At 46.5% G+C, this 26691-nt stretch carries 18 protein-coding genes; 13 read left to right on the plus strand and 5 right to left on the minus strand.

Going from position 1 to position 26691, the window contains the following annotated elements:
• Positions 1-78 precede the first annotated feature (78 nt).
• Positions 79-432, plus strand: a complete 354-nt coding sequence (locus FXO21_RS23470) for a DUF3592 domain-containing protein (RefSeq protein WP_225865830.1) — start codon at positions 79-81, stop codon at positions 430-432.
• Between the two features lie 260 nt (positions 433-692).
• Here FXO21_RS23470 and ligD read toward each other — a convergent pair whose 3' ends face one another.
• A complete protein-coding gene (gene ligD, locus FXO21_RS23475) occupies positions 693-3401 on the minus strand; it encodes a DNA ligase D (protein ID WP_149642360.1) in 2709 nt (902 codons plus the stop codon).
• 445 nt (positions 3402-3846) lie between these two features.
• On the opposite strand from ligD, the gene FXO21_RS23480 reads away from it, so the two are divergent.
• The 6 genes from FXO21_RS23480 to FXO21_RS23505 all read left to right on the plus strand — a co-directional run bounded on the left by FXO21_RS23480 (position 3847) and on the right by FXO21_RS23505 (position 12928).
• The gene (locus tag FXO21_RS23480; protein ID WP_149642361.1) at positions 3847-4206 is read left to right on the plus strand and encodes a hypothetical protein; all 360 of its coding nucleotides are present in this window, start codon (positions 3847-3849) and stop codon (positions 4204-4206) included.
• Between the two features lie 114 nt (positions 4207-4320).
• The gene (locus FXO21_RS23485; RefSeq protein ID WP_149642362.1) at positions 4321-5721 is read left to right on the plus strand and encodes an ATP-binding protein; all 1401 of its coding nucleotides are present in this window, start codon (positions 4321-4323) and stop codon (positions 5719-5721) included.
• A 33-nt stretch (positions 5722-5754) separates the two neighbouring features.
• Entirely contained in the window at positions 5755-7416 is a 1662-nt protein-coding gene (locus tag FXO21_RS23490; RefSeq protein WP_149642363.1) for a response regulator, read from the plus strand.
• Entirely contained in the window at positions 7416-7685 is a 270-nt protein-coding gene (locus tag FXO21_RS23495) for a UBP-type zinc finger domain-containing protein (protein ID WP_149642364.1), read from the plus strand. The genes FXO21_RS23490 and FXO21_RS23495 overlap by 1 nt, the downstream gene beginning before the upstream one ends.
• Positions 7686-8038: 353 nt before the next feature.
• Positions 8039-12415, plus strand: a complete 4377-nt coding sequence (locus FXO21_RS23500; protein WP_192579310.1) for a M4 family metallopeptidase — start codon at positions 8039-8041, stop codon at positions 12413-12415.
• A 63-nt stretch (positions 12416-12478) separates the two neighbouring features.
• On the plus strand, positions 12479-12928 hold the full coding sequence (locus FXO21_RS23505; protein ID WP_225865831.1) for a T9SS type A sorting domain-containing protein: 450 nt from the start codon (positions 12479-12481) through the stop codon (positions 12926-12928).
• A 99-nt stretch (positions 12929-13027) separates the two neighbouring features.
• On the opposite strand, the gene FXO21_RS23510 is transcribed toward FXO21_RS23505, so the two are convergent.
• Entirely contained in the window at positions 13028-14641 is a 1614-nt protein-coding gene (locus FXO21_RS23510; RefSeq protein ID WP_149642367.1) for a tail fiber domain-containing protein, read from the minus strand.
• 521 nt (positions 14642-15162) lie between these two features.
• On the opposite strand from FXO21_RS23510, the gene FXO21_RS23515 reads away from it, so the two are divergent.
• The 6 genes from FXO21_RS23515 (at position 15163) to FXO21_RS23540 (ending at position 22983) form a co-directional block, all read left to right on the plus strand.
• Positions 15163-18375 carry a SusC/RagA family TonB-linked outer membrane protein gene (locus FXO21_RS23515; RefSeq protein ID WP_149642368.1) on the plus strand — a complete coding sequence of 1071 codons (3213 nt, stop codon included), beginning with the start codon at positions 15163-15165 and terminating at the stop codon, positions 18373-18375.
• A 9-nt stretch (positions 18376-18384) separates the two neighbouring features.
• Positions 18385-20265, plus strand: a complete 1881-nt coding sequence (locus FXO21_RS23520) for a RagB/SusD family nutrient uptake outer membrane protein (RefSeq protein ID WP_149642369.1) — start codon at positions 18385-18387, stop codon at positions 20263-20265.
• A gap of 242 nt (positions 20266-20507) precedes the next feature.
• Positions 20508-20846: a hypothetical protein gene (locus tag FXO21_RS23525; RefSeq protein WP_149642370.1), complete on the plus strand. Its 339-nt coding sequence runs from the start codon at positions 20508-20510 to the stop codon at positions 20844-20846.
• Between the two features lie 190 nt (positions 20847-21036).
• Positions 21037-21399 carry a hypothetical protein gene (locus FXO21_RS23530; protein ID WP_149642371.1) on the plus strand — a complete coding sequence of 121 codons (363 nt, stop codon included), beginning with the start codon at positions 21037-21039 and terminating at the stop codon, positions 21397-21399.
• 25 nt (positions 21400-21424) lie between these two features.
• On the plus strand, positions 21425-21922 hold the full coding sequence (locus FXO21_RS23535; RefSeq protein WP_225865832.1) for a hypothetical protein: 498 nt from the start codon (positions 21425-21427) through the stop codon (positions 21920-21922).
• A gap of 128 nt (positions 21923-22050) precedes the next feature.
• Entirely contained in the window at positions 22051-22983 is a 933-nt protein-coding gene (locus FXO21_RS23540) for an aldo/keto reductase (RefSeq protein ID WP_149642372.1), read from the plus strand.
• A 12-nt stretch (positions 22984-22995) separates the two neighbouring features.
• On the opposite strand, the gene FXO21_RS23545 is transcribed toward FXO21_RS23540, so the two are convergent.
• The 3 genes from FXO21_RS23545 to FXO21_RS23555 form a co-directional block, all read right to left on the minus strand.
• Entirely contained in the window at positions 22996-23628 is a 633-nt protein-coding gene (locus FXO21_RS23545) for a hypothetical protein (RefSeq protein WP_149642373.1), read from the minus strand.
• A 127-nt stretch (positions 23629-23755) separates the two neighbouring features.
• Positions 23756-24403, minus strand: coding sequence for a hypothetical protein (locus FXO21_RS23550; RefSeq protein WP_149642374.1), 648 nt, complete (start codon positions 24401-24403; stop codon positions 23756-23758).
• Positions 24404-24537: 134 nt separating this feature from the next.
• Positions 24538-26652, minus strand: a complete 2115-nt coding sequence (locus FXO21_RS23555; protein ID WP_149642375.1) for an outer membrane protein assembly factor BamB family protein — start codon at positions 26650-26652, stop codon at positions 24538-24540.
• Positions 26653-26691: the final 39 nt, after the last annotated feature.

Below are 26691 nucleotides of genomic sequence, written 5' to 3' on the forward strand. Positions count from 1 at the left end.
CAGCCGTTCACTAAGTGAAAAAATCCAATTTGCGTATTCTATACCTTACTTTGGTACACAATCATAATTATAGAAGCTGTGGAAGACACTGACAGGGCAATTGGCGCCACCATTATACTGATCTGCATGGTTGCGTACTCCATTTATTCCACTTTCCGCAAAAGACGCAGGGAAGAGAGAAAAAAGAAAATCCTCAAAGAAGGCGTGGAAGCTAATGCAACTGTATTGAAAATCGAACCTACCGGTGAGTACCTTAACAATCAGCCGGAGTTTCAGGTAAAAGTAAAAGTACAGTCTGCGCAAGGAAAAGAATTTGTGGCCGAAATGACCGAGGTACTGTCTTATTCCAGATACGAAGTGATACGGCAGGGAAGCAGTGTATTGGTAAAATATGATCCTGAATATGTCAGGAGGGCAATTCTTTGCAATTAAAAGACTGTGAGATCAGGATTGAAGAAAAACCGGGCGCGTCCGTTGGGAAAAATGGGGGAGCTTGCGGACAGAAAAACGGAGTAAAGAAAAAAGTAAGTGTGTGTATAGTCTAACGTTATAGTGTGTGATACCCACTTTTATTAAGCCGTTACAAACAAAATAGTTCTAGGCCGCTTTCACAAAGTTGTTGACTGACAGGTCAAATTCAGTTAACTATCGGTTTGTTTAAAGCAATTTTCCCTTTCTCAGCTAATCAACAGCTACTTTTCAATCTCAATTTTACTGATCACTTCTTCGAGATCAATTCCTTCTCCCAGTACCGGCTTAAACAAATCACCCTCCTGCCGGACCCGTTCTATCGCATTGTTGATCGTGAAATCTTTCAGCTGCAATCCCTTCCTGACTTCGTCCCAATGCAGTGGCATGGATACGGTGGCACCGGGTTTTGGCCTGACTGAATAGGGCGCGGCCAATGTTGCTTTCGGCCTGTTTTGTAAATAGTCGATATATAGCTTTCCTTTTCTGTTTTTCGTCATTCGCTCCACACTGGTAAAGCCCGGCAATTCCTGCTGTACCTGGGATGCGACCCAGTTCGCGAACATCTGGCATTGATCATAGGTATATTTTGCGGCAAGCGGAATGTAAATGTGCAATCCTGTGGAGCCGGAGGTTTTACAGTAGCTGACCACCTGAATGGAATCCAGCAGCTGCTTTATAGTCTGGGCGGTAAGTATCACCTGCTCAAACGTATTGGAAGTATCGGGATCCAGGTCAAGCAGGCACCAGTCGGGGTTATCGGGCGTTTCAATGCGGCTATTCCAGGGGTTTACATCAATGCATCCCAGATTGATCATATATAGCAGGCTGGCTTCATCATTGCTAATCATGAAGTTTTTCTTCTCATTGTCAGCCTCATAGGGAAAAGTATCAATCCAGGACGGCACCTTTCCGGTTACATCTTTCTGGTAGAAACTTTTCCCGTTGATACCATTCGGGAACCTGTTCAGCGACATAGGCCGGTTTTCGAGGTAAGGCATGATGAAGGGTGCAATCTGGTAATAGTAATTGATCAAATCGCGTTTCGTGATTTTTTCTTCCGGCCAGAATACTTTGCTCAGGTTTGAAAATTTAAGCTCATTCCCGTTCAGTTTTCTTGTTTGAGTTTCGTCTTTGGGATTAAGGAGTGTCTTCCGTTTCGCTTTCCCCGGCTTGCTGATCACCTTATTTTTTTCGTCATTATCTTCAACGACTTCCTCCGCAGGTTTCTCTATTTCCCTGACAACATCCCTGGCCGCCTTATCCTCGCGCATACCTTCGAATGAGGGGTGCCTGAAAACCCCGTCTGCCGTGACCTCCGCAAAACTGATCTCGCACACCAGTTCAGGTTTTAGCCAGGTAGCATCTGCTTTGGGCGGATTTGGCCGGAAACGCGAGGGCTTATTGTAGTCTGGAACTTCTTCAAACGGGCTTTTTTTGATGATCAGAGGCTTGAATTGTGCGAGCATCTCCTTTTGCTGCTTGTCTTTGAAACCGGTACCCACTTTACCTACATACTGCAGCTTCCCATGTTCGTATGCACCGAGTAGCAGCGAACTGAACAACTTCGATGATCCGGCATTCTGCGTATAGCCGGCAACGATCACTTCCTGCCGTTTATTAATCTTGATTTTCAGCCAATCCTTTGTCCTGATGCCGGGAAAATAAACGCTGTCGGATTTCTTTGCGATGATACCCTCCAGCCCCATGTTTTTCGCCGCATCGAAGAATGCGGTGCCTTCGGCGGCAACGCTGTAACCTAGCTTTGCCGGGGCATCTTCCGAAATGATACTTTGCAATACAGCTTTTCTCTCCGAAAGGGGCAAACCGGTCAGGTCTTTGCCATCAAGCCATAAAATATCGAAAACATAATAAACCAGCTGACCGTCAGCTTCACTGCGCCAGTTCTGCAGAGCATTAAAATCCGACTGTCCGTTGTCTTTGATCACAACTACTTCACCGTCAAGCACAGCATTGATTTTCCATGCTTTCAGGCTATCATAAACGGGATAAAACTTATCGTTAAACGACTTTTTATTCCGGGACTTTAGATCTGCCTCGCCTTTGTTCAGGTACGCAACCGCGCGATAACCGTCCCATTTTACCTCGTATTCCCAGCCCGGGTCGTCAAAAGGCCCGTCTACCAGCGTCGCCAGCATGGGCATTAGTGTCTCCGGGAACTTACTTTTTGGCGCTTGTTTCAGGATCGCGGTTACTTTTTTTTTTGCTTTTCCACTGTCCTTGTCTTCACTGCTTTTCTCCAAAGCTTCGTTAGCCTTTGCTGTACTTTTCTCTGCGGGCTTTGCTTTTTTATCGTTTTTAATATCCTGATCAGGGTCTTCTTCTCCGTAGATATGCTCAGGTGATTTCTCAATTCCTTCCAGCGTTCTGCGGGACAAAACCGACCTGTCTTTCTCGGTAATATCACTTTCATCGGCAAACTTGTCGCGATGCTTGATCAATAACCAGGAATTCTCTTCCATAGCTGTTTTGACCAATGCGAACTCGCCTTTCAGTTTTTTTCCTTTTAGTTTAAATTTCAGTGAGCCTGATTTCAATTCCTTCAAAAGCTCCTTTTCCATTTCCTTTTTCGATCCGGTCTTTTCAAGAGGCTCATATGTGCCAAAATCCCAAACCATAACAGTTCCTGCTCCATAATTGCCTTTCGGAATAATACCTTCAAAATCTTTGTAGTCATAGGGATGATCTTCCACCATCATTGCCAGTCGCTTCACTGCCGGGTCGGTCGACGGGCCTTTCGGTACTGCCCAGCTTTTGAGGACACCATCCATTTCAAGCCGAAAATCATAATGCAACCGCGACGCGTCATGCTTCTGTATCACGAAGATCAGCTCTTCCGATTGAGTCTGGCCTCCTTTGGGTTCCGGTGTTTTATCAAACTTTCTCTTTTGATTGTATTTTGAAAGGCTCATAATTTTCAAAGTTCAGATTGAAATAGAATCAGGAAATGTCATCAATCAAACGCTGCGACAAGGCTGTGTTCCTAAATGCATGCCTGTTAACGTCATTGTTAAAAAATACCCCGGCAGCATGCCCCTGTCGCTTTCATTCCACAAACTTCTTCGTATAATTCTGTAAGACGTTCTCCGGATGGGGAAAGCTGTACAACTCTTTGGGGCCATGAAAACGGATAAAAATATATTTCGCCAGGAGGCACAGTATTAATTCGGGCGGATAAAAGATATTCGAAACCAGCCCGGTACTTGCAGTTCAATCCGGACGTAGCGATGTGAATATGAGGTGCTTGTTCCATATTTTGGCTGAACAAATAATCATACCGCTGTCATATTGATCTAGGTTTCGGGAATGGTTTTTGCGATGACAGTCTCTATTGAATTTAAACAGACCGCTATAATCATGGGAGTTATTGATATTCTGGGTGAACAGGAAGAGACGCTGGGGACAGCCGAGGATTTGCGTGAGGAAATTGTCGTGGAAGCCGCGCAGCCGGAACTCTCAGGAAGTTTGGTGAAGGTGGAATTCGAAACGTCGATAGGGCTTTGTAAGGGATTTTACTACGCCAGCGACCTCGGCCACGAGGAGATTATTCTGGAACCGGATTCTGTTGAAATCCTAAAATCGCTCTTTCCAACGTGTAATGGCGCATTCATTCATCAGAATAACCGCGATTGGGTCGAAGTCAGTCTTGCCGAACCGCTGCATGGAATTCCGGAATACAAAATTTATAATCGCATTGTATCGTCCGGCGCCGCATAGCTTGCTTTTTGGACACTTTTGATGTCGCTTTCGTCAGGTTCAGTGAATTTTTTCCCTGTCCTGGCGATTTTATAGCGTAATTAGGGACTGGCAAAACGACAATACCAACGTTTTATGAAAGATATCAGTGTTAATGACCTCCAATCAATAGAGGTATTCAAGGAAGTTCCTGAGGACCAGCTCCAATGGATGATCGACAAAAGCAGGCATTACGAATTACAGGAAGGCGACTTCATGTCCAGGCCTGGTGATCAGCTGGAAGGTACTCACATTTTGTTTTCAGGTAAGATTGAGCTTTACCGCATTCAAAACAATACCAAACACACCATTGCAGAGCTGCTGCCCGGGACTATTACGGGTGTGCTGCCTTTTTCCAGGGGCAAGATCGGCATTGCATTTGGCCAGTGTGTCGAGCTGACCCAGATAATGACATTTCCGAAGGAGCTGATGCGGGAGCTGATCGTTTCCAATTATGAGCTGACGCAGGCGCTCGTGATCGTCATGACTTCCCGCGTGAGAGAATTTACGGAGCTGGAACAGCAGAATGAGAAAATGATGGCGCTGGGTAAATTGTCCGCAGGTTTGGCACACGAATTGAACAATCCGGCTGCGGCGATCGTGCGTGGGTCGGTCTCCCTTAAAAAGCACCTGCTGATGCAGCCGGGCGATTTCAAAAAGCTGATATCCATTCATTTATCTCCCGAGGAGGTAGATGTTATCAATAATAAGATGACCGCCATTTTGCAGACAACCGAAAGACCGGTGCTGAATATGATGAGACGTTCAGAAATGGAGGATGAAATATTGGATTGGCTGGACGAACACAGTATTGCCGGTTGTGAAGATATCGCCGAGAACCTTGTGGAATTTGGCATTAGTGAAGAGGATCTGGAAGAACTGAAAAGCAAAATCAATAAGGATGATTTGTCGCCTATTTTGCTGTGGATCAACAATAACCTGACAACTGAGCGAATGGTAGCAGATATTCAGGAAGCTTCCAAGCGGATCGCAGATCTGGTCGGTTCAGTAAAAACCTTCACGCATATGGACCGTGGGGGCGAGCGGGAGATGGTCGATATTCACACTGGGATCCGCAATACGATCGTGATGCTCAACTATAAAATTAAGAAAGCCAATGTAAAGGTCATCGAAGAATTTGATCTCACCCTACCGAAGATCAGGGCGATGGTGGGCGAGCTGAACCAGGTTTGGACAAATCTGATTGATAATGCGATAGATGCATTGGAAGGGCAGCCGGGGGCCGAGCTCAAAATTGTGAGTTTTCGCGAAAAGGATTTTGTTAAAGTGGCGATCTGCGACAATGGGCCCGGTATTCCAAAAGAAATCCGCTCCAAGATTTTCGATCCGTTTTTTACCACCAAATCCGTAGGGAAAGGTACCGGTCTCGGGCTGGATGTGGTTACGCGGATCATTAAGCAGCATCACGGATCCGTGACCCTGAACTCGGAGCCGGGGAAAACCGAATTTCTGGTTTGTTTCCCGATTAATGGATAATTTAGTTTCAGCATCATAAAAACGTTCCTTATTATGGGTTTGCCCATTATATTTTCAATTGACGACGATCCTCAGGTTTTACGGGCAATCAGCCGCGATCTTAAATCACATTACAGAGATAAGTACAAGGTACTCAGCACTACTTCTGTCGCTGAGGCAATGGAAAGTCTGCTCGAATTACAGAACAAGGGCGAGGAAGTAGCGATTTTTATCTCCGATCAGCGCATGCCGGAAATGCAGGGCGTCGATTTTCTTGAGAAAGCCAAAGTACTTTTTCCTTTTGCCAAAAAAGTTTTATTAACCGCTTATTCCGATACAGAAGCTGCGATCAAGGCAATTAACGACGTGCAGCTGGATTACTATCTGATGAAGCCATGGGACCCGCCGGAAGAAAAGCTGTATCCCGCAATAGACGAGCTGTTGCACGATTGGCAGGGCAACTATCGTCCCGATTTTAAAGGTATTAAAGTGTTAGGTTACCAATTTTCCCCTAAGTCTCACGAAATCAAAGACTTTCTTGCCGGTAATTTAATGCCCTATACCTGGCTGGACGCGGAGTCGAATGAGCTGGGGAAACAGATCAGCGCGACGAATAACCTTTGCCCCGTTGATTTTCCGGCAGTTATATTTGAGGATGGTACTCTGTTGAAAACCCCGTCTCTGATTGATATAGCGGAAAGGATCGGGCTGAATGCAAAGACCAAGCAGCAGATTTATGACGTAATTATCATCGGCGCAGGGCCTGCCGGACTTGCTGCTTCGGTATATGGTGCTTCGGAAGGTTTAAGTACTTTATTGATCGAGCGCAAAGCGCCCGGCGGACAGGCTGGTACAAGTTCGAGGATTGAAAATTACCTTGGCTTTCCAACCGGTTTGAGCGGTGCCGAACTGACGCGCCGCGCTGTAACGCAGGCGACGCGGTTTGGGACGGAAATGCTTTCCCCTCAGTTTGTGAAGGAAATCAAACTGAAGGATAAGTATAAAACGATTGTGCTCGGCGATGGCAGCGAGGTCAATGGTAAAGCTGTTGTAATTACAACGGGTGTTGATTATCGTAAACTTGAAACGAAGGGAGTGGAGGAGTTCACCGGAAAAGGCATTTATTACGGAGCAGCCAGTACTGAAGCGGCTTCCTGCGGGAACAAAGACGTTTACGTACTTGGAGGGGGCAATTCTGCCGGACAGGCGGCCATGTATTTGTCTAAATTTGCACGTAATGTGTTCATTCTAATACGTAAAAACGATCTGACTTCATCCATGTCTTCCTATCTGATAGATCAGATCAAGGGTACCGACAATATTACGGTGTTAGGCTGCACAGAAATCGTCGAAGCGGGTGGAAGCGATCGCCTGGAATCATTGAAGCTGGTTGACCTGAACACCAGTGAAGAGCGCACAGTGCCGTCGGATGCACTTTTTATCTTCATAGGCGCGCGGCCTTATACCGATTGGGTGGGTCTGGAAATCATTAAAAACAACAAGGGATTTATTGAAACCGGCCGGGAAATGAAGGGTTATAACAATTTCAAACAGATCTGGAAAGCCGACCGCGACCCCTATCTGCTGGAAACCAGCTCGCCGGGCATTTTTGCAGCCGGCGACGTGCGCGCCGGCGCGATGAACCGCGTAACTTCTGCCGTAGGCGAAGGCTCTATGTCAATCAGTTTTGTACATCAATATTTAAGTGAAGTATAATGGACCAGATTTGTGAGCATATCAAGGATCTTACCGACTTAAAATTACCCGGCGAACGCGTCTGTGAAGAATGCGTAAAAGCAGAGGGCCGCTGGCTGCACCTCCGTACTTGTCAGACCTGCGGCGTAACGCTCTGCTGCGACAGTTCGCCCGCTAAACACATGACCCAGCACTTCCACGCAACCGGGCACCCTGTAGTCATCTCAGCCGAGCCCGGTGAGAAGTGGCTGTGGTGTTATGCGGATGAGGCGTTTGTGCAGTATAGTTAGCAGGGATAATGTTTTGTATTTAAAATCTTTTCAAAGTAAAACGAGTGCAACGTATAGACGTCACAGGTGGGAGGGTTTTGTAATATCTGCTAAGCTATTTTTAGCAGGTATGAACTAACTTCTTTTTTACAAATACAACTATTTCAAGGCCTTAATCCGGCGGATAACCGGGTTAAGGCCGTTTGTTTGTTGGGGCAATTTTTGTGTAGATATCAAGGTATTATCGCTGAGTTTTTAAACGCTAATATCAGTTGACTATGCGAAAAAATGTACAGCCTCCTTGGAGACGACGATCTCCCTTTTCGACGAATTCCTTTTTCAAAATCCTATTCTGTCTGATTCTTCTTGGTTCGATGGCCGATTCTCTGGTCGCTCAGACGCTCTTTTATCAGCCTAAGCAGTTTGGGAATGCGGGCCCCAACGGTATCCTCGGCAATTTGTATAATGCGGTGCCTAGAAAAATCAACAATGTGCCCATTGTTCTGTATGGAGATCAAAGTGTATATGCAACACCATTCCTCCCGTATATTGAAACAGAGTTTGATAATAGCAAGCCGACTAAACTATTCGGGCCGCATTACACTACACATATCGCGATCGCTTCTCCAAAGGATCCTAGCCTAGGTCTTTATGCGCCGGTACAGGTGATTTGGGAAGATTTTAATGCTCATAAGTTTGGAGCAGTCGCATTTCCGGTGCCGTATGGTAATGATAAAGACAGCTACGCTGGTGCTGTTAAAATATACGAAGGTTTAAATCAAAACCTAACTATACCTAATACAACTACAGACATTCAGGCATTTACAATTTTAAAACATACACAGGAATTTACCGGATTTTCTCATTCTATTTTAACGGATGAGAACGGCGTGGGATGGAACGGTTGGGATAAAGAGGGAAACGTGCCAGTGTTTTGCATGATCAACAACGATTTGACCAGTGATATTTTCGAAAATGAAAAGGATCGGATCCACTTTGCAAAACTTTCTCCGAAATCGTATGCTAAGGCTACAATTGGTCATGAAATGACGCATGGGATCATCGATTTTACCGGTTACAACCATCCGTTAGCGAGCCAAACCAGAAAGGAACTGAATGAAGGCATCTGCAATATTGTTGGCTTTGCATTTAGTCACTGGCCTTCCAATTTTAGTATCTCCGAGGCACATTGGTCATACTATTGGGAGTATCTTCAAGGGCCTAAGACTGTCCATTTTTGGAATCCAAAAGCGAAAGGCTATCCTTCGGCCTATTTCGGAGACTTCTATGAGCAAAAAGATGAGTCAGAGCCTGGTTACAGGGTGCATCATAATCTAGCGGTGATGCAGTATTTTTTCTATCTGATCAATAAGGGTAAGTCGGGTTTTGTTGATGACAAGCCCGCCAAAGGTGCCTTCACGGTCGAACCGCTGATCCCGGGAAACAATGAAGAAACTTTCAAGCTTTCTCTGAGGATACTATTTAACGCATTTACACAAAAACTGGGGAATAATGATAAAGCAACTTACCCGGACCTGCGTGAGGCGACTTTGCAAATGACCAATGATCTGGGATACGGGCCGGAGTCTCATGTTTATCGGCAGATTGTACGAGCCTGGGATGCTGTTGATGTAAAGTCGGAGTACAATAGCAAATGCATAACTGCGTCCGCTGAAAGTCTGCTAAACGGAACGATATCATTTAACGCGAAGGAGACGACAGTTAATCCGCAGCCCGGTAGTGCAAAAATCACCCAGCTGGTGGATTGTTCTTCTGAAAATCATATCGAGACAGTTGAAATTGATGAAGTTAACGCGGAGGATTATCAGACTTTCACAAGTATGGATCCTGTCCTGAATATTTACGGAAGAAATAATGATCCGGTCAAATCCAAAATGGCCGTCAGCGTTCACGCACATTCCGGCATTGCGAGAGATTGGTTCCGGGATAAGTTTGGACATACAGGAATGGACGGAGCAGGAGAAATTAGTCTTTTGAATGCATTGGGTAATAATATAAATAAAGAGCACGAAATTTGGTCGTCTTTTAAAAGACTGGAACTGAAATATGATTTCTCTTCGATAGTAGCCTGCCGGGATGAAATCTTTCGACGATATGCGGGGGCTGTCAGTATCTGCCGGGACTATCCTTTCAATTTTGATCCGGAGGATGGCGAAGAGGCGGACATTTTAGAGGCGGGACTCGCGGGCATCTTTGCACTGGAAATCAAAAAGGATTTTGAACGGGCCAAGCAAAATCCAGCGGCAGAGGATATCTGGACACTGTATGAAGAAATGGAGGACGCAACGCAGATACTTGATTTTTCACAACCAAAACTGCATGGGCAGCCGAGCGTTTATCACGGTGCAAACTGGTTACCAAACAATGCCAAGCACAATGCAGGCTTTTTACAGCTCTTCTATTATCTGCTTGTGCACGGCACGGAAGGGGCAGAAGGATACACGAATGATGAGCCTGGGAGCCTGACGTATTTTGTAAACAAAATCCCCAGGGAGCTTGCTTTGCGTGTGCTATGGAACGCGTCACGGACTGTCTCCTATGACCCAACCATCGAGGAATTCCGCATGGCGACCCTGTCGGAGCTTCACAAGTTGGACCCTGTTAAATACCACGCTAAATCCAAGGAGCACATTGCGTTTTACGATGCTTGGGCAGCGGTATTGGGCCTGCCGGACTATGCTTCTACACTGGCGCATTTCCCTGAGGATGATGCGGTGGTTTATCCCTGGGCAGCGAAGGTGGGTGTTGAAGCGGAATATCCGCAGTACGAAAGCTACCGGTTGTTCGAGGTGAGCACAAGTATGGCCTTTAACGATAATGTGGCCCCTGTTTACCGTTTTGTGAACAGCAGCGCGCCTGATCTGGCAACTGGTATGACCTATGGTTACATCAACCTGGAACCGGGCAAGTATTTTGTCCGCTCGCACCTTGCGCAGGGCCCCGATTCGCGCGCGCATTGCGAAGCCTCGGACGACCCTGCGTTCTGCGAATCGCTTTTGGGCAAAGAGAAGTGGACCCTTCCATACCCTTTTACTGCCGGGCCTGTCCCGGCTCCGGTAACCATCTCGCCGCTGAAAGGGGAGACGGTGCCGGCATGGTCGAGCTTTTTCAGCTTCGGCAGTGTGGCCGGCGCCATGGGCTATGATATGCATGTGAAAGACCCACAGGGTACAGCTGCTGAGCATACTATCGCTGTTGATATACCCTATGACGAAGACGACCAAAGTTCGGTTACGAAAAAGCTGGCTTTGTCTGCCAAAAAGCCGTACAGCTATGCTGTTGCGGGCAAGCAAAAACTAGGCTCTGAAAAGGCGGTACATGTCTTGCCAGGCGGGCTGCTGCAACTGCTGACGGAAGCTGAAAAAGAGCAGTTCCCGACGATTTACAGTGATTGGACCGAGGAGGTTTCATTTGAAACCGACATGCCGACGATCACGCTGAAATCCCCTGCTGACCAGGATTCTATACCCCTGTTTGGCGAAGATGTTGTTTTGCGTTCCACGCGGCTCAGCCCGGACGTGGCCGACTACTACCAGTTTTACCTGAAAGAGCCTTTTTATGAATCGCCCGCGAACGCAGAGGAAGTAGGTTCTGCCCGCTTTGCTATCCATGTTCCTGGCTTGCAGGGTGTTGAGGATAAAAAGGCCTACCACTGGGCGATCGTGCCGCGCAAAAAGCCGGAGCCGCCTTTTATTGTCGAGGAAGAAGAAGGTGAAGTAGCTAAATGGCACCAATTTATTGTTACCAAGAATTTGGCGCCTAAGCCCGAGGTGGACAATATAGATTGCGTGGAAGCTGGCAGTGAGCCGGTACTGCATTGGAAGCCTGTGGCAGGGGCGCAAACCTACAAATTGACTGGTGTTAATGGGACTACCCAGGCAGAGCTGGGATCGTACCAGACCGGGCAGCTGGGAGGCAAACTGGCCAATATGTCGACTTTTCCCAATAAATACATTTATAAAGTGGCTGCCGGTGTTATGGGCGGTAACGGAGAATGGATCTTTGGGCCAGAGGCTGTTGGGGATTATAGCATTACTCCGCCCAGCCCTACGAACCTGACCCCCAATAATGTAAGTGGAGTCCCATTGCAGGAGGGCAACTCGGTGCTTCTTTCCTGGGACATGCCTGCTGGCGTTACCAGGGTAGGTCTTGTAGCCCGGGATGAAAATACGCAGAAGTCCCTTGCTGGCTTCATGGTAAATGGTAACCAGATTACGCTGGAAAACCTTGAATTTGACCATGATATCTCCTGGGCCCTTCAAGCGGAAAGCCCTGACCAGGCTTGTTTGAGTAAGGCAGTCACTGCAAGTTTCCAAACGGAAGCTGAGCCAGAAAAAGAAAACAAACCAATTAATTCGGATTTGGCATTTACGCTGGAGGAATTGTCAACAGACGATTTTGATATGATTATCCGGACACCTTCCGGCTATACTTTTACCTTCACTGATTCGGACAAGTACGTACAAGATACCCAAGATGGTACAGGTCCAGATATTGCATTCTTTACAGATCCCGAAGAAGGTCTCTATGAAGTTTCCGTTCGTATATTTTCAATCAATTCGAACAAATGTCCGGCATTCTTTACCATCAAAGCACTGGAAGACGGGGACGAAAAAGCGGTAATCGGTAATAATATCCAGGTGCCTTGTAATATATACTTTGTTGGGGCCGAGATAGGGCAGGTCGTAAATGGCCAGGTAACGACTTTTAAGTATACGTATACGAAGTAATCACCAATCAATAGAGAAATTATGCTAGCAAATTGTTTAAAGAATATCAACAGGTATCTTAGTTTGATCACTGTCTTTTTTATCACTATCCTTATCGGGCATTCCTCCTATGCCCAGGAAAATGTAGGTGCAGTGTTGGAGCGTGGAATTGGATTCACATCGAATCTTAGTTATCCTGCAAAAAAATCGCGTGGCAGGCTATCTGCTGAACCGAGTGAGCGTGCTAACCCCGACCAGCCGGCGCCCCGCTCGCTGCTCAAAGGGGAGCTGACAATCTTTCCCAACCCTGCCTGGGCAGTCACCAAGCTGAAAGTGACGAATATGACTGACCATGCCGTGGGGCAGGGATACGTTTTGCAGGTCCATTCAACGGACGGCAGGCTGGTGCATCAGCAGGCCTGGTCTGCGGGTCAGGGGCTGGATGTAACGAGGATCCCGGAAGGGACCTATATCGTCACTGTCCGGCGCGATGATCTGGTCTTCTCCCAAAAGCTGATTGTCAAAAGACAATAGCCTCAATTCCAAAACAAAAAATCCAGCCGCCTATTCTTGGTGGCTGGATTTTTGCATTGATATGTTAATCTTTAAGTTTCCACCTGTCTGAGTTGAATGCTATTTTACTTCCTTCGAGATGCTCACCTTTGAAGTACTATCTCCGGCAAGTGTATTCAGCTTCGCTTCGAGTTCATCGATACGTTCCAGCTGCTTTTTGAGCGATGCATTTTCTTGCTTTAATTCTTTCACCGATTCGATCAAATGGGGGATCAGGCCGATGTAGTTTACTGATTTAAAGCCTTCTGCGTTCGTTGTGACAAGCTCCGGAAAGACGGTTTCTACGTTTTGCGCGATCAAGCCTGTCTGGATCGTTTGCGCAAGCGATTGGTCTTTCCAATAATAGGTAACACCATCAATTTGGGATAGTTTACCCAGGCTATTGGACAAATTGGCAAAATCTCTTTTTAATCGTCGGTCGGAAACCTGGTCAAGTCCACCGATCAGGGTTGCGCCTCCGGAACCATTTACCCAAAAACGCCATGCATTCGCGAGATAAAAACCGATCTGATCATCTGTCTTCATTCCCATGAAAGCTTTTGGTTCCAAGTTGGAATTATCCAGGTATAGCCCTGCTGTCTCTGCTGAATGCCTGATGCGAGGTCGGCCGCCGATATCAAGAATGTATTGCGGAATGAGAGCACCATTGCCAAGACCGATATTTCCATTTCTTAAAACTGTAAATGCATTTGACAAGCTTTTTTCATCTGATCCATTCCCGATCTGAAAAATTCTGTCACTTCCGCTTGCATGGTTTTGTGTGGGCCCCTGCGGATTATCCTGCACATTATTATAACTGCCCAGTGCAGTGGCGGCGTATGCCTTAGATACGACACCGGCACCCATGGCCAGACTTGCATCTCCACCCGCCTCAGTTTTGTATCCCAAGGCGAAACTGTTATGCCTGTGGCTGACCGAGCTGTCGCCCAGGGCCACCGAATTGTCTCCTTTGGCCGATGTTTCGTTGCCCGCCGCAAAGGAGGCCGCGCCAGCGGCTTTGCTAAACGTCCCGCTCGCAAAGGAGGCCGAACCACTTGCTAATGTGCTGTAACCCGTAGCAAATGCATTATTCTGCAAGGCTTTTGTATTGTAGCCGAACGCAGTGGTGTACATTCCGATATTTCCATCGTCCCAACTGTTATCTGATGCATACCCTGCTCTGAATGCTGCTTTTTTGGGATACCATATCAATTTGATTCCCGGTGATTGGAGAGGTAGTGATAGTCCGTAGTCGTAATCCCCGGTTTGCACAATCGGATCATTATTCTTCCATTTATCGGCCTGCTTGGCATGCAAGGCATACGGTACGCTTACCAACTGGGTTGATCCGATTGAGATGTAGTTGCTGCCACCGTTAGAATCGATTTCGATTTGCAGAAAGTAATAATTATGCTCCCATTGTATGCTGCTATAATTCCCGCTAATAAACGTGCCCGAGCCTATCAATACTGTAAATACCCCGTGCGTATTAGTCGTCGTCTTGTGCTCTTCGCGGTATACATGGTTTTCTAAAAACGGGTGAATACCGAAACGTACAGAAATGTTCCGGTTTGCTAAAATGTGACCCTGCTCATCCCTTGCGACTCCCTGAAAAGTAAAAAAGTCCCGTGCGTTCTGTGCCCTGGCAGTGAGGCAGAGGAGACTTAAAATGCATGTTGTAAGTAGCTTTTTCATTTATGCTCTGACTAAATAGTGATGGAAATGCCCGCGATATGCCGGCTTCTTCTAAAGTTATCGTATCAGAGCAGGAACCGGAAAACTAATGAGCAGGTGGCAAAGGTGATTTAGCGCGAGGGGCAAACTAGGATCGGACCAACATGAAGCTGCAACCAACCGGACAACTGCCACTATACGTCAAGTAACCTATGGTTATTTTCTAAGAAATCATTGTCAGATAGCTGGAATCCTTGTTTATGTAAATTATTTCATATCTTTTTGTACCCCGGTTATAGTCTTGCACAATAAGAAGAACCGATAGTTCGATTGGAGTATTCCTTTCCATCGATTCAACCCAACTCTAATTTTTAACTGTTCTGAAACGCGATAGCGTCTTTGGATATATGCTATTTGTAACCAATTGTTAAATTAATTGTGTTTAGAAGACACAGAGCGAAGGAGGTGATTAACGGCGCAGAGTGACAGCAAACTTTAATGTTTTACTATTTTTTTATTATCTACCAATTATAATTTAACCTATGGGAATTTCTAAAAAAAGGGACCGGAACCTAACACGGTGCTTTTATTCTCTTGTATTGACCTTTTTGGTCAGCGTCTGCGCGTTCGCTCAGGATGTGGCGGTCAAGGGAAAAGTGAATGATGAACAAGGGCAGGGACTGCCGGGAGTGAGTGTGGTTGTGAAGGGGACTTCGGTTGGTACAGTGACAGACCTCGAAGGAAATTATACGGTTAATGTACCAGGATCTGCTACCCTGGTATTTTCGTTTATCGGTTACATAACCCAGGAGATTCCGCTGGCAAACAGAACGAGCCTGGATGTGAAAATGCTTGCGGATACCAAAGCACTCGATGAAGTGGTCGTAGTGGGTTATGGTACTGCTAAAAAAGCTACGCTGACAGGCTCAGTAACAGCGGTGAAAGGTGCAGAGTTACAAAAGGCACCCGCTGCTAACCTTTCCAACACGCTTGGCGGTCGTTTGCCCGGTGTTTCCACTGTGCAGGCGAGCGGCGAGCCAGGTTACGACGGTTCCGCGATCCGTATCCGTGGTACTAACTCGCTGGGTAACAGCAATGCACTGATCGTTGTAGACGGTGTTCCAAACCGTAGCGGCGGTCTGGACCGTTTGAATCCTGCCGATATTGAGAGTATCTCCGTATTGAAGGATGCGGCTGCGGCTATTTATGGTTCACGCGCCGGTAACGGGGTTATCCTGATCACTACAAAAAGAGGAAAAACAGGCAAGCCGCAGCTGGCATATGACTTGAATATGGGTATCGCGCAACCCACGCGTTTACCCGAAATGTCAAATGCTGCGGAGTATGCGACGATCCGTAACGAGTTGCAGATTTACGACAACTTACCGGTAGGGCAGTGGGGCGGCGCTTTGCAGGCTTTTAATGCAAATGGTGCTTATACGAGGACTGACAACGGGAATGTACTGAGCTCGGTTTATACACCTGCTGATATTCAGGCTTTCAGAAACGGAACCGATCCTTTGACCCATCCTAATACGGATTGGTACAGTGAAGTGATCCGCAAATGGTCACCTCAGCAGCGTCATAACCTGCAATTGACCGGTGGAAGCGATAATATCAAGTACCTTGCTTCTCTGGGTTATATCAATCAGGACGGTAATTATGTCAATTCTGCCACAGGCTATAAGCAATATGATATGCGTGTCAATCTCGACACAAAAATCAACAAGTATGTAAGTGCCAATCTCGGTGTTGCACTGCGCGAAGAATTCCGTCACTTCCCGAATGGCGGTGGTGCCGGTGATATTTTCCGGATGCTGATGCGCGGAAAGCCCACCGAAATTGCAATCTGGCCCGACGGTCGCCCAGGCCGTGATATTGAAAATGGTCAGAACCCGGCGATTATTACGACCAATGCAACAGGTTACAACAACGACAAGAGAGACTATATTCAGACAAATGGTACGCTGGAAGTACTTATTCCTGGTGTTGAAGGTTTGAAGGTAACTGCGATGGCCGCTTTGGATAAGCAGTTACGTCGTCAGAAATCTTTCCAAAAACCCTGGACATTGTATAACTGGGATAAGGTTAGTTATGAAGCAGACGGTGTGACCCCTGTTTTGGTCGGTTCTGTCCGCTCTACATTCAGCGATCCGAGGCTGACCGAAAATGCATCTCAGGAATTGTCGATCCAGCTTACTGGTCAGGTTTCTTATGAAAAAGCCATTAATGATCACAATTTCAACGTAATGGCCGGTATCCAGCGCGAAACTGTCGACGCGGATGGTTTTTTTGCTTACCGCCGCTACTTCATTTCACCGATTGTGGATCAGCTGTTCGCCGGTGCTGCCGCAGAGCAGAACATCGATAATTTCGACCTGTTCAAGCGTGCTCGTTTGAGCTACTTCGGTCGTGCAGGTTACAATTTTAAAGAGAAATACCTGGCTGAATTCTTGTGGCGAGTGGATGGTTCCTACGTGTTCCCGAAAGAAGGCCGTTTTGGTTTTTTCCCTGGTGTATCAGCCGGTTGGAGAATTTCGGAAGAAGATTTCTGGAAGAACAATATTCGTTTCGTAAATAATGTGAAAATCCGTGGTTCGTGGGGACAAATGGGAGCCGAACCTTATCTGATCGGCACAGAAACACTGGCCGAGTACCAGTACCTGTCGACCATGGCATTTGGTTCCTACATCATCAATGACCAGGTTGCGAAAACGCTTCTTGAAACCCGTGTTGCAAACAGGAACTTCACCTGGGAGGTTGCCAACAACTCCAACTTCGGTATCGAGGGTACGTTGTTCCGTGACAGGGTCGCTTTTGAATTTGATTATTTCATCAACAACCGTTCTAATATCCTGATCCCGAAAGCAGGTTCTACTCCATCTTCGGCAGGTATCGACGGAAAGCTTCCTCCTCAAAACCTGGGTAAGCTACAAAACAAAGGATGGGAATTCAAAGTGAGCTACGATGGCAATGCGGGAGACTTCACGTATTCAGTTGGTGTGAATGGAGGTTATGCTAAAAATAAAATCAAGTATTGGGATGAAACGCCCGGCGCGCCTTCTTACCAGCAAACTACCGGCAGACCCTACAACGCATTTCTTGCATATCAATACGACGGAGTGTTCCGCGACCAGGCTGAAATTGATGCAAATCCACTGGATTACTCAGGGATCACAGGCTCTATCCGTCCGGGTGATATGAAGTTCAGGGACATCAACGGCGATAACAAGATCACAGCGGATGATAAAGTACGTTCCGAAAAAACCAACCGTCCGCAATTTACGGGCGGTATGAATATCAACCTCGGCTATAAGGCATTCGACTTGTCGCTCCTGTTTCAGGGAACGCTGGGTGGGTTGCAGTACATCGGACAAACAGAGTCGGGTGATATTGGTAACTATCTTAAATATGCCTACGACAACCGTTGGACCATTGATAACCCGAGTTCAACGGAGCCACGTCTTGCCAACAGGAACAACACTTACTATACGAACTTTGACATTGCCGGCGCTAACACTTATTTCCTGAGAAGCAATAACTACCTGCGTCTTAAGAATATCGAGCTTGGTTACAACCTACCTTCCGAAGTGGGGAAAAAAGTTGGTTTGAGTAACCTGAGACTTTACGTAAACGGATTGAACCTGTTCACCATTGATAAAATAAAGATCTGGGATCCTGAGGCGACTTCTTCAAACGGTCAATACTATCCTCAATCCCGCGTGCTGAATGCTGGTGTACGTGTAACTTTTTAAGAAACAATCATGAAAATGAGTTATAAAAATTGGATATTTCTTGCAGCACTTGCCACAACCGGGCTTGTATCCTGCGACACTGAATTTTTGGATGTAACCCCTCCAACTGAAATCCCGAGTGAGGAAGTCTGGAAAGAAGGCCCGCTTGCCGAGGGGTTTGTTACCGGCATTTACCAGGGACTGCAACAAGGTGGATTTAGCGAGCAAATGCTTGCCTCATTGACCGACGAAGCCGTTTTTACCCACACCGGTAGAAACATTAATACTGTTAATGAAGGCAGTTTGAGCCCGTCCAACCTGGGCTGGGTCGACGATACCTATGGCTGGGGACCTATGTATACGCGTATCCGCGCTGCCAACATTGCGATCCAGAATTTACCGGTCGCCACTTTCACAGACCAGACGTTGAAAGACCGGTTGATTGGAGAATCGTACTTTCTGAGAGCTTACTACTACCAGCAGTTATTGCGTTACTACGGCGCAGTGCCCATTATCAACCGGGTTTATAATCTGAATGAAGATTATTCAGTGGAACGGAATACCTGGGATGAATGTGTGAAGTTTGTGATTATGAACTGCGATAGTGCTGCCCTGTTATTAAAAGGAAAGACGGAAGTAAAAGGAAGAGCAACGGAAAATGCTGCCTTGGCCTTGAAATCGAGGATGTTGCTTTACGCAGCAAGCGATTTGCACGATATTCCGACGGCAAGAACGAAATCTGCTGTAATCTCTTCTTATCCTAAGCCTGAGTTTTTGGGATACGTTTCGGGAGACCGGAAAGCGCGCTGGCAGGCTGCGCAAACAGCTGCAAAAGCGGCCCTGGATGCAAGCAGCGGAGGTTATAAGCTCAACCTGACGGCGCCCGTTAGTGCTGAACAGGGAAAGCTGAACTACATTGCTATTTCAATGGGAGGCGGTAGCCTTGACAAAACAGTAGACCAGTCGGGGGCCGATGAGATTATTTTTGGACGCTATTTTGTGCCAAGTCTCAACGAAGCTGCGCGTCAGATGGGCTTGAACAATGGTCCAAACGGTTACCACAACTGGGCAGGTAATACGCCTATTGGTTTGCTGGTGGATGATTATCAAATGATGGACGGAACTCCTTTTTCGTGGACAAATCCGACTCACAAAGCGAACCCTTACGTGAATCGCGATCCGCGGCTTTATGCAACCGTTATGTACGATGGTGCTCCCTGGAAACCACGCCCTTCCGATGCAAACGACCCCGCCAATCAAATCCAGACCGGATCTTACGACCTGCTGGACGATAAAGGAGTATTGTTCAACCGTAAGGGTCTGGACACGCGCAGCAGCTCTATTGAAGACTGGAACGGAAGCCGCACTGGCTATTATATGCGCAAATTTATTGACCCTAACCCTGCATTGTACGATAATACGGACAGGCAGAATATCCCCTGGCCATTCTTACGGGTTACCGAACTGGTATTCAACTATATCGAGGCAAGCATCGAACTTGGTCAGGAAGCGGAAGCACTTGCCTGGCTGAACAGGATCCGTTTCCGGGCCGGTATGCCTGCAATTAAGGCTAGTGGCGCAGCATTAAGAGATGCTTACCGTCACGAACGAAGGATTGAAATGGCTTATGAAGAGCAACGTTACCACGATGCAAGACGCTGGATGATCGCGTCTGCAACTTTGGGCCGCCCACTTCAGTACATTACGGTATTAGGTAAATTCAAACCGGGCAAATCGATGAAGGAGCCTTACCATTATGACCCGACGGTGTACAACTATACTTATACGCCGGTGGAAGAGAAGTCTCATGAGAACAGAACCTGGGTGGACAAAATGTATTTCCGTCCTTTCAGCCGCGACGAGATGAACCGGAATGCCAAGCTTATTCAGAACCCTGGCTACGATAAGTAGTAAAATCTGATCAGGAATATGAAAACCCGCGTCTGACGGCGCGGGTTTTTCTATTTTTAATGCCTGCGTTTGCAGACAAATCCTACAAAACGTGGAGTCGATTAACCAACATTAAATTATTGTAATATATTTAACTGGTTTATATACAGGAATTTACGAATTTTGGCACAGAGATAATAAAGTAAAAGCTACAAGTGCGGATGCACAGATTCAAACATCAATTGTCTAACAAACATAAGATTATGAAAAAGCTAATAGTATCGGCATTTGCCTTAACGCTGATTTCCTTTGCTTCGGTAGAGGCTCAAACTGCACAGAAAGATGCTGCGCACCAACATGAGACGACAACGTCGGCAGACACGAAAAAGAGTGCAAAGGAAGATAAGGTGGTGGTAAAGCCGGAAGATTTGCCGGAAGGTGTCAAGAAAACCATCAAGAGTGATGATTTCACAGGATGGACTGTAAAGAAGGCCTTTTTGGTGACAGAGGGTGATAACAAGCAATATTATGAATTACAGGTTGCGAAGGGCAGTGAAAGTGCCCGCGTAAAACTGGATAAAGACGGAAACAATGTAGGGTAAGTGTAAGTTAACAACCTGCATTCAAGTGAAAAAAGCCGGAAATTTTTTCCGGCTTTTTTCGTGCCCTATCTTCTGGAATCTAAGAGAAAATCCTTCTACTAAATAGCGCCGGCCTGTAAATAAGCAATTTTCCTGATCGATTGGTGTGGCTGTATTTTGAGCGTTTTTCAAACATACAAATACATGTAAAATGGCAAATCAAAAGACAATCATCGATCAATGGTCTGTCAAAGACCTGGAAGACAACACCTCTATAAATGTGACTGTGGAACACAATACCGAGCTCGGGAATGCAGGGCTTCCGGGCATTCAGATTCTTGGTATGGGACAGTTCGTCACTTTCGAGCCGGCTATTGTAGCACAATGGGCATATAAAGCCGGGAAATTGGGCACCGACGAATATTTCCTTGAAGAAAAGTCGTGGGCGCGCAATGAAGAGGAATATATCAAATATTACCTGTTGCCAGGTAGCCCTCTCAAAGCCAGAGTGAGTGTTAAGACGCGAAGTTCCAGGCCGGTCACAAAGGATTACGAACTTCCATTTGAGGTTTGAGCCGTTTTTTGATTCATAAAACATATTGAACGGCATTGAAAGCTTGCAACCAATTATTGATTCCATGTTTCTTTTGAACGTCTTTAATCAATTAACCATGAAAAAAACAATTTTATTAGCGCTAATCTGTGCGGTCATCGTTGCCTGTAGTAAAAAAGACGACGCTTCGCCGCAGCCGGAAATCCAGTCGGCAAGTGTTCCCTATCGGAAGGCAACCACAGTTTCTACGGCCGGTGAAAATCTTACGGTGGAGCTCCGTGGTGTTGTCGACAGCCGTTGCCCGAAAGATGTGGTATGCATCCAGATGGGCGATGCGAGGTTGAGTTTCAATATCTCCGATGGCGGAGATCAGAAGGAAGTGAAGGCTACCTTCAAGGGCGACAAAAGGACGGATTTTCAAGAATTCACTTTGAGTGAGATAACCTACATTTTGCGGGTAAACGACGTGTCCCCTTACCCCGTCACCAGCCAGGCGCCGAAACTGGAAGACTACAAGGTTGACTTGACTATAGAGAAAAAGTAAAAGGTTGTAATTTGGTGTGAATTTTAGCAAAAGGAGTCAGAACATTCTGGCTCCTTTTCTATTTGTGACGGTTTTAAAGCGTCAATGCATTTTGTTATGTAAATTGACTGACTGAAAACACCAGTTTCATGAAAGCATTATTGTTAAGAAGGGAAATGTTGCAGGGAATGGGAGCGGCGGGAGCTGCCATGTTGTTGGACACTTTTCCTGCCCATCCCACCAACGCAGCACCTATGTTATTACAGCGTACGATACCGGCAACAGGGGAGAAGATCCCGGCCGTTGGCCTGGGCTCCTGGCAGCAGTTCGATGTAGGGACTTCGAAGGAAGAGCGAAATCCGTTGCGGGAAGTACTGTCAAAGATGAAAGAAATGGGAGGAAAAGTCGTTGATGCCTCGCCCATGTATGGACGTGCTGAGCAGGTAATCGGGGATCTCACCAGCGAATTGCAAATTAATGATCAATTTTTCTTCGCTACCAAAGTCTGGACAAGCGGCCGGCAGGCTGGTGTTGACCAAATGAATGAGTCGCTGAAAAAAATGAAACGGACCAGGCTGGATCTGATGCAAATACACAATCTGCTGGATTGGGAAACGCATCTGAAAACGCTCAGAGACTGGAAGGCGGAGGGGAAAATAAGATACATTGGGATCACGCATTACACCGATTCTGCACATGCGAGACTGGAACAGATCGTGAAGTCAAAAGCGGTTGATATTGTCCAGTTCAATTATTCGATCAAATCCAGAAATGCGGAAACGAGCTTACTTAATGCTGCAAAAGATCACGATGTAGCAGTATTGATCAACGAACCCTTCGAGCAGGGCGCATTATTCAGGGCGGTAAAAGGAAAGCAGCTACCCGGGTGGGCGGCGGAATATGATATTAAAAGCTGGGCGCAGTTTTTTCTGAAATACATTGTCAGCCACGCGGCTGTAACTAGTGTAATTCCAGGCACTTCCGATGTGAAACATTTGGTCGATAACCTGGGCGCCGGGCTTGGCCGGCTGCCGGACAGCAATGCTAGGAAGATGATGGTCAAAACTATGGAAGCATTGTAATGCTGCCGGTTTTCAGAGGACTTTTGTAGTAATGTAGCCGAGAAACGCAGTTGCGGCCTGTAAAGACGGGGCTGCCAGCTCATCGCTGAAAAGTATGTCACTGGGTGCTTCGCCGAAGTAAAGCCCGTTGGAGGCCATCAGGGTTATCCGGGCGTGACCTGATTTTGGAGGGTTGAGTCTTCCGTAATGCCAGGGGCCAAGTTGCGCTATCATTTTTTCACTTTCTTCAAACAGCCTGTTGATCAGTCCGGTACTATGTTCATTACCGGATTCCCAAAAAACTATCTTGCCAGTGTGATTAATGTACCTGGCAGTACCGTCGCGGTAGCAGGCCAGCGCATCCGCACCTTTTTGCAGACCGACTTCCACCACAACTGCCAGGACTTCTTGCTTTAATATAGGATGATGTCCTTGCATTAATTTGTTGTAACAGAGTAACTTGATCCGTGAGTTGTCCGATTGATCGATCAATTCGTACAGGTCTGCCGCAGTAGCGGCTGGATTGAACAGGACTGACCAGGGATATTGCGTAAGATCGTCCAGGGTTTCAGCATAAAATGAAAGCTCATCGCAAAAAAGCATTTCGTAGATGAAACTCAATTCTCTCGTAGTCGCAGTTACGGATTTATTTGAAACACCAAACATAAAAGACCGGATTTGAAATGCGCAAGCTCAAACATCGTGCATTGGTCCCGTATTTTGGTTATAAAATGATTGAATGGTCAAATTGGCTTTGTAAACGTAGATGATTTGGGAGTTGAAAACATCGTTACTAAATTTTGAGATCTAAGTGAGTTTCGATAATGAAGTTCATGAGGCTGAAAATCGATTCAACCAGATCTTTGTAATCTGAGTTGATGCAAAACTCGATGATTGGTGCTTCGATTGCACAAATGCCTTGAATTGTCAGAAAAGATATCCTGGAAGATCCTAACCTTGTCTGACTGTTTCTGAATATATTCTCAAGACCATGTTCTTGCAAAAAAGAATCACTTTTCTGAAAAATAATGTTCAATAGATCGAGACATTCATCAGCCGCTGTTGATTGGAATAAAATTTTTCCAGTTTTTCGGACAAAGAGACCGCAGGTATTTTTATAAGCGGCAAACACCTCCATTCCCTCGGCGAAGTTGGTTTCAATTACGACAGCAAGTAGTTGGTTGGCTACCGAAGTGCAGTTAAGAAGCCTTAACTTTTTAGCTGCTAATAATCGTATTCTGGCATCGAAGTTGGGATTGCACAATATCTGAGACAACTCGTCTTGATCCGGCATTGTCGAAAATATCAGGTCCCAAGGATGCCGAGTTGTATTAAAACGTTTTTCATATAATTCCAACTGATCACAAAAAAGCAAATCATATTTGGATGTTTTTGGTGCGCGTTTTAAAAGATCGTTAAAATCTGAAGATAAGTTTGACATTAAGAAATAATGCAGGTAAGTGGTTGTAGGCACAATCATGCATTATTTCCATTCTATCATGGATTACAGTTATTGATAGGCTTTCCTTGGTTATCAGACGGTAGAAAGAAAATAGTATTCTATTAAGGAGTTCGTCACGGCAACGCAAAAGCCACATACTGATTACCTTTTTTTGTTCCGAGCTTGGTACCACCGCAAGCGATTACGACGAATTGTTTGCCGTTGACTTCATAGGTGGCCGGCGTCGCGAAACCCGCAGCAGGCAGCATTGTTTCCCATAGAAGTTTGCCATTCTTTTTATCATAAACCCTGAATTTACCGTCCTTCGTCGCAGCGATAAACAACAATCCGCTGGCTGTAACTACCGGGCCGCCGTAATTTTCGCTTCCGGTAGCAGGCCGGCCTTTGGCTTTCAGGGATTCAGTTTCGCCGAACGGGATTTTCCAGAGATACTTGCCGGTATTCAGATCGATCGCATTTAGCGTGCCCCACGGCGGCGCGATCGCGGGTAGCCCATTTTTGTCCAGGAACTTATTGTAACCTGTGCTCTGATAAGGTAGAATAGTCTTATTTGTCGCAGGTACTTCTGAAACTGCTTCTACCTTTTCGTCTCCAAAAAGAAATGCGAGCAATGCCTGCTTTTCATCCGCTGTCAGCATTGGAAACCCGGGCATCATTCCTTTTCCGGAAGTGACCAGCTGATTTACGAAAGCGCGGTCGCGCCTCGAACCAATGTCAATCAGGGAAGGATAGCCGCTTTTTGCATTGCCTTTTCGTTGCGGACCGTGGCAGGTGGTGCAGTAGGTAGTATACACTTTCTCACCCGGACTTAGATTGGACAATTCACTTTCTTTCGGTGTATCCTTCATGGTCAGGATCCAGGCCATTTCATTGCTGTTCACATACAATATGCCGTCATCGGGATCTGCTGCTGCACCTCCCCATTCTGCCCCTCCATCAAAGCCTGGCAAAATAATCGTCCCTTCTTTGGTTGGCGGTGCGAAAAGCGCTTTTTGATAGCTTTTGAATTTAATTTTCAATGAGTCGCGGTCGGGAGCATAGGGGCTTATATCATTTTCAGTTAGTGTGTAAGCTTGCCTTGCAAACGAAGCCGGCTTGGTAGGAACCGGCTGTGTAGGCCACGGGTGTTCCCCCGGAAGGGCGGCTTGTGGGGCTGTAACCTCGCGGATCGGATATACAGGCTTTCCGGTAACACGGTCAAATATAAATACATATCCCTGCTTGCTGACCTGTGCTACCGCATCGATTCGCTGACCATCTTTGGTAATCGTGATCAGGTTTGGCGGTGCTGGCAGGTCCCTGTCCCACATATCATGGTGCATGGTTTGGAAATGCCAGATCCGTTTACCTGTTTTAGCATCAAGAGCTATCAGACAGTTTGCGAACAAATTCGCACCTTTTCTTTTTCCGCCGTAAAAATCATAACCCGCTGATCCCGTCGGCACATACAAGATGCCGCGTGCACGGTCAATCGCCGTACCTGCCCAATTGTTGGCCGCACCTGTATAAGTGTTTTTGTAAGCGTCGGGCGGAAAGGTTTCGTAGCCAAACTCGCCCGGATATGGAATGGTATGGAAAGTCCAGACGAGTTTTCCGGTGCGTACGTTGAAGGCCCTCAGGTCGCCCGGTGCGGCATCTGATTCTTCCGACAAACGCAACGGCATGATGATCAGGTCTTCATAGATCGTGCCCGGGGTATTGGAAACCATGTATTTTTTGGCCGCTATTTCGGGAAGGCCGGTATGGAGATCTATTTTTCCGTTATCGCCGAAGCTGGTGATAGGCTTCCCCGTTTTTGCATCCAATGCATATAAAAATGATCCCATTGCATGCAGGATCCGCTTGTCTTCACCGTCACTCCAATAGGTCAGCCCCCGGCTTGTATTGGAGCCATTTTTGGATTTGTCTCCAAACATCCAGATTTGCTTGCCTGTAAACGCATCCAGCGCAAACGCCTGCACTGTTGAAGTGACCCCGTAAAGTATGCCGTCAACAATGATCGGGTTCACCTGTGTTTGCCCCGAATCCGGCATGGCATATGTCCAGGCAACTTTGAGGTTTTTAACATTTTCGGGATTTATCTGGGTCAGTGAGGAATAATGATTCCTGTCGGGACCGCCCAGGTATTCCGGCCATTCTTTGTCGTCTGCGATCTTTTCCTGATAGAAATTAGTCGAGCCCAGCAGAAAAACGGAAGCCAGCACAGTTCCCAAAATTGGCTTTAACATAACAAGAATTTTACAGGAGTTTTAATGGGTTTCTCTAAC

Origin of the sequence: Dyadobacter sp. UC 10 (genome assembly GCF_008369915.1) — a bacterium.
Lineage (GTDB): Bacteria > Bacteroidota > Bacteroidia > Cytophagales > Spirosomataceae > Dyadobacter.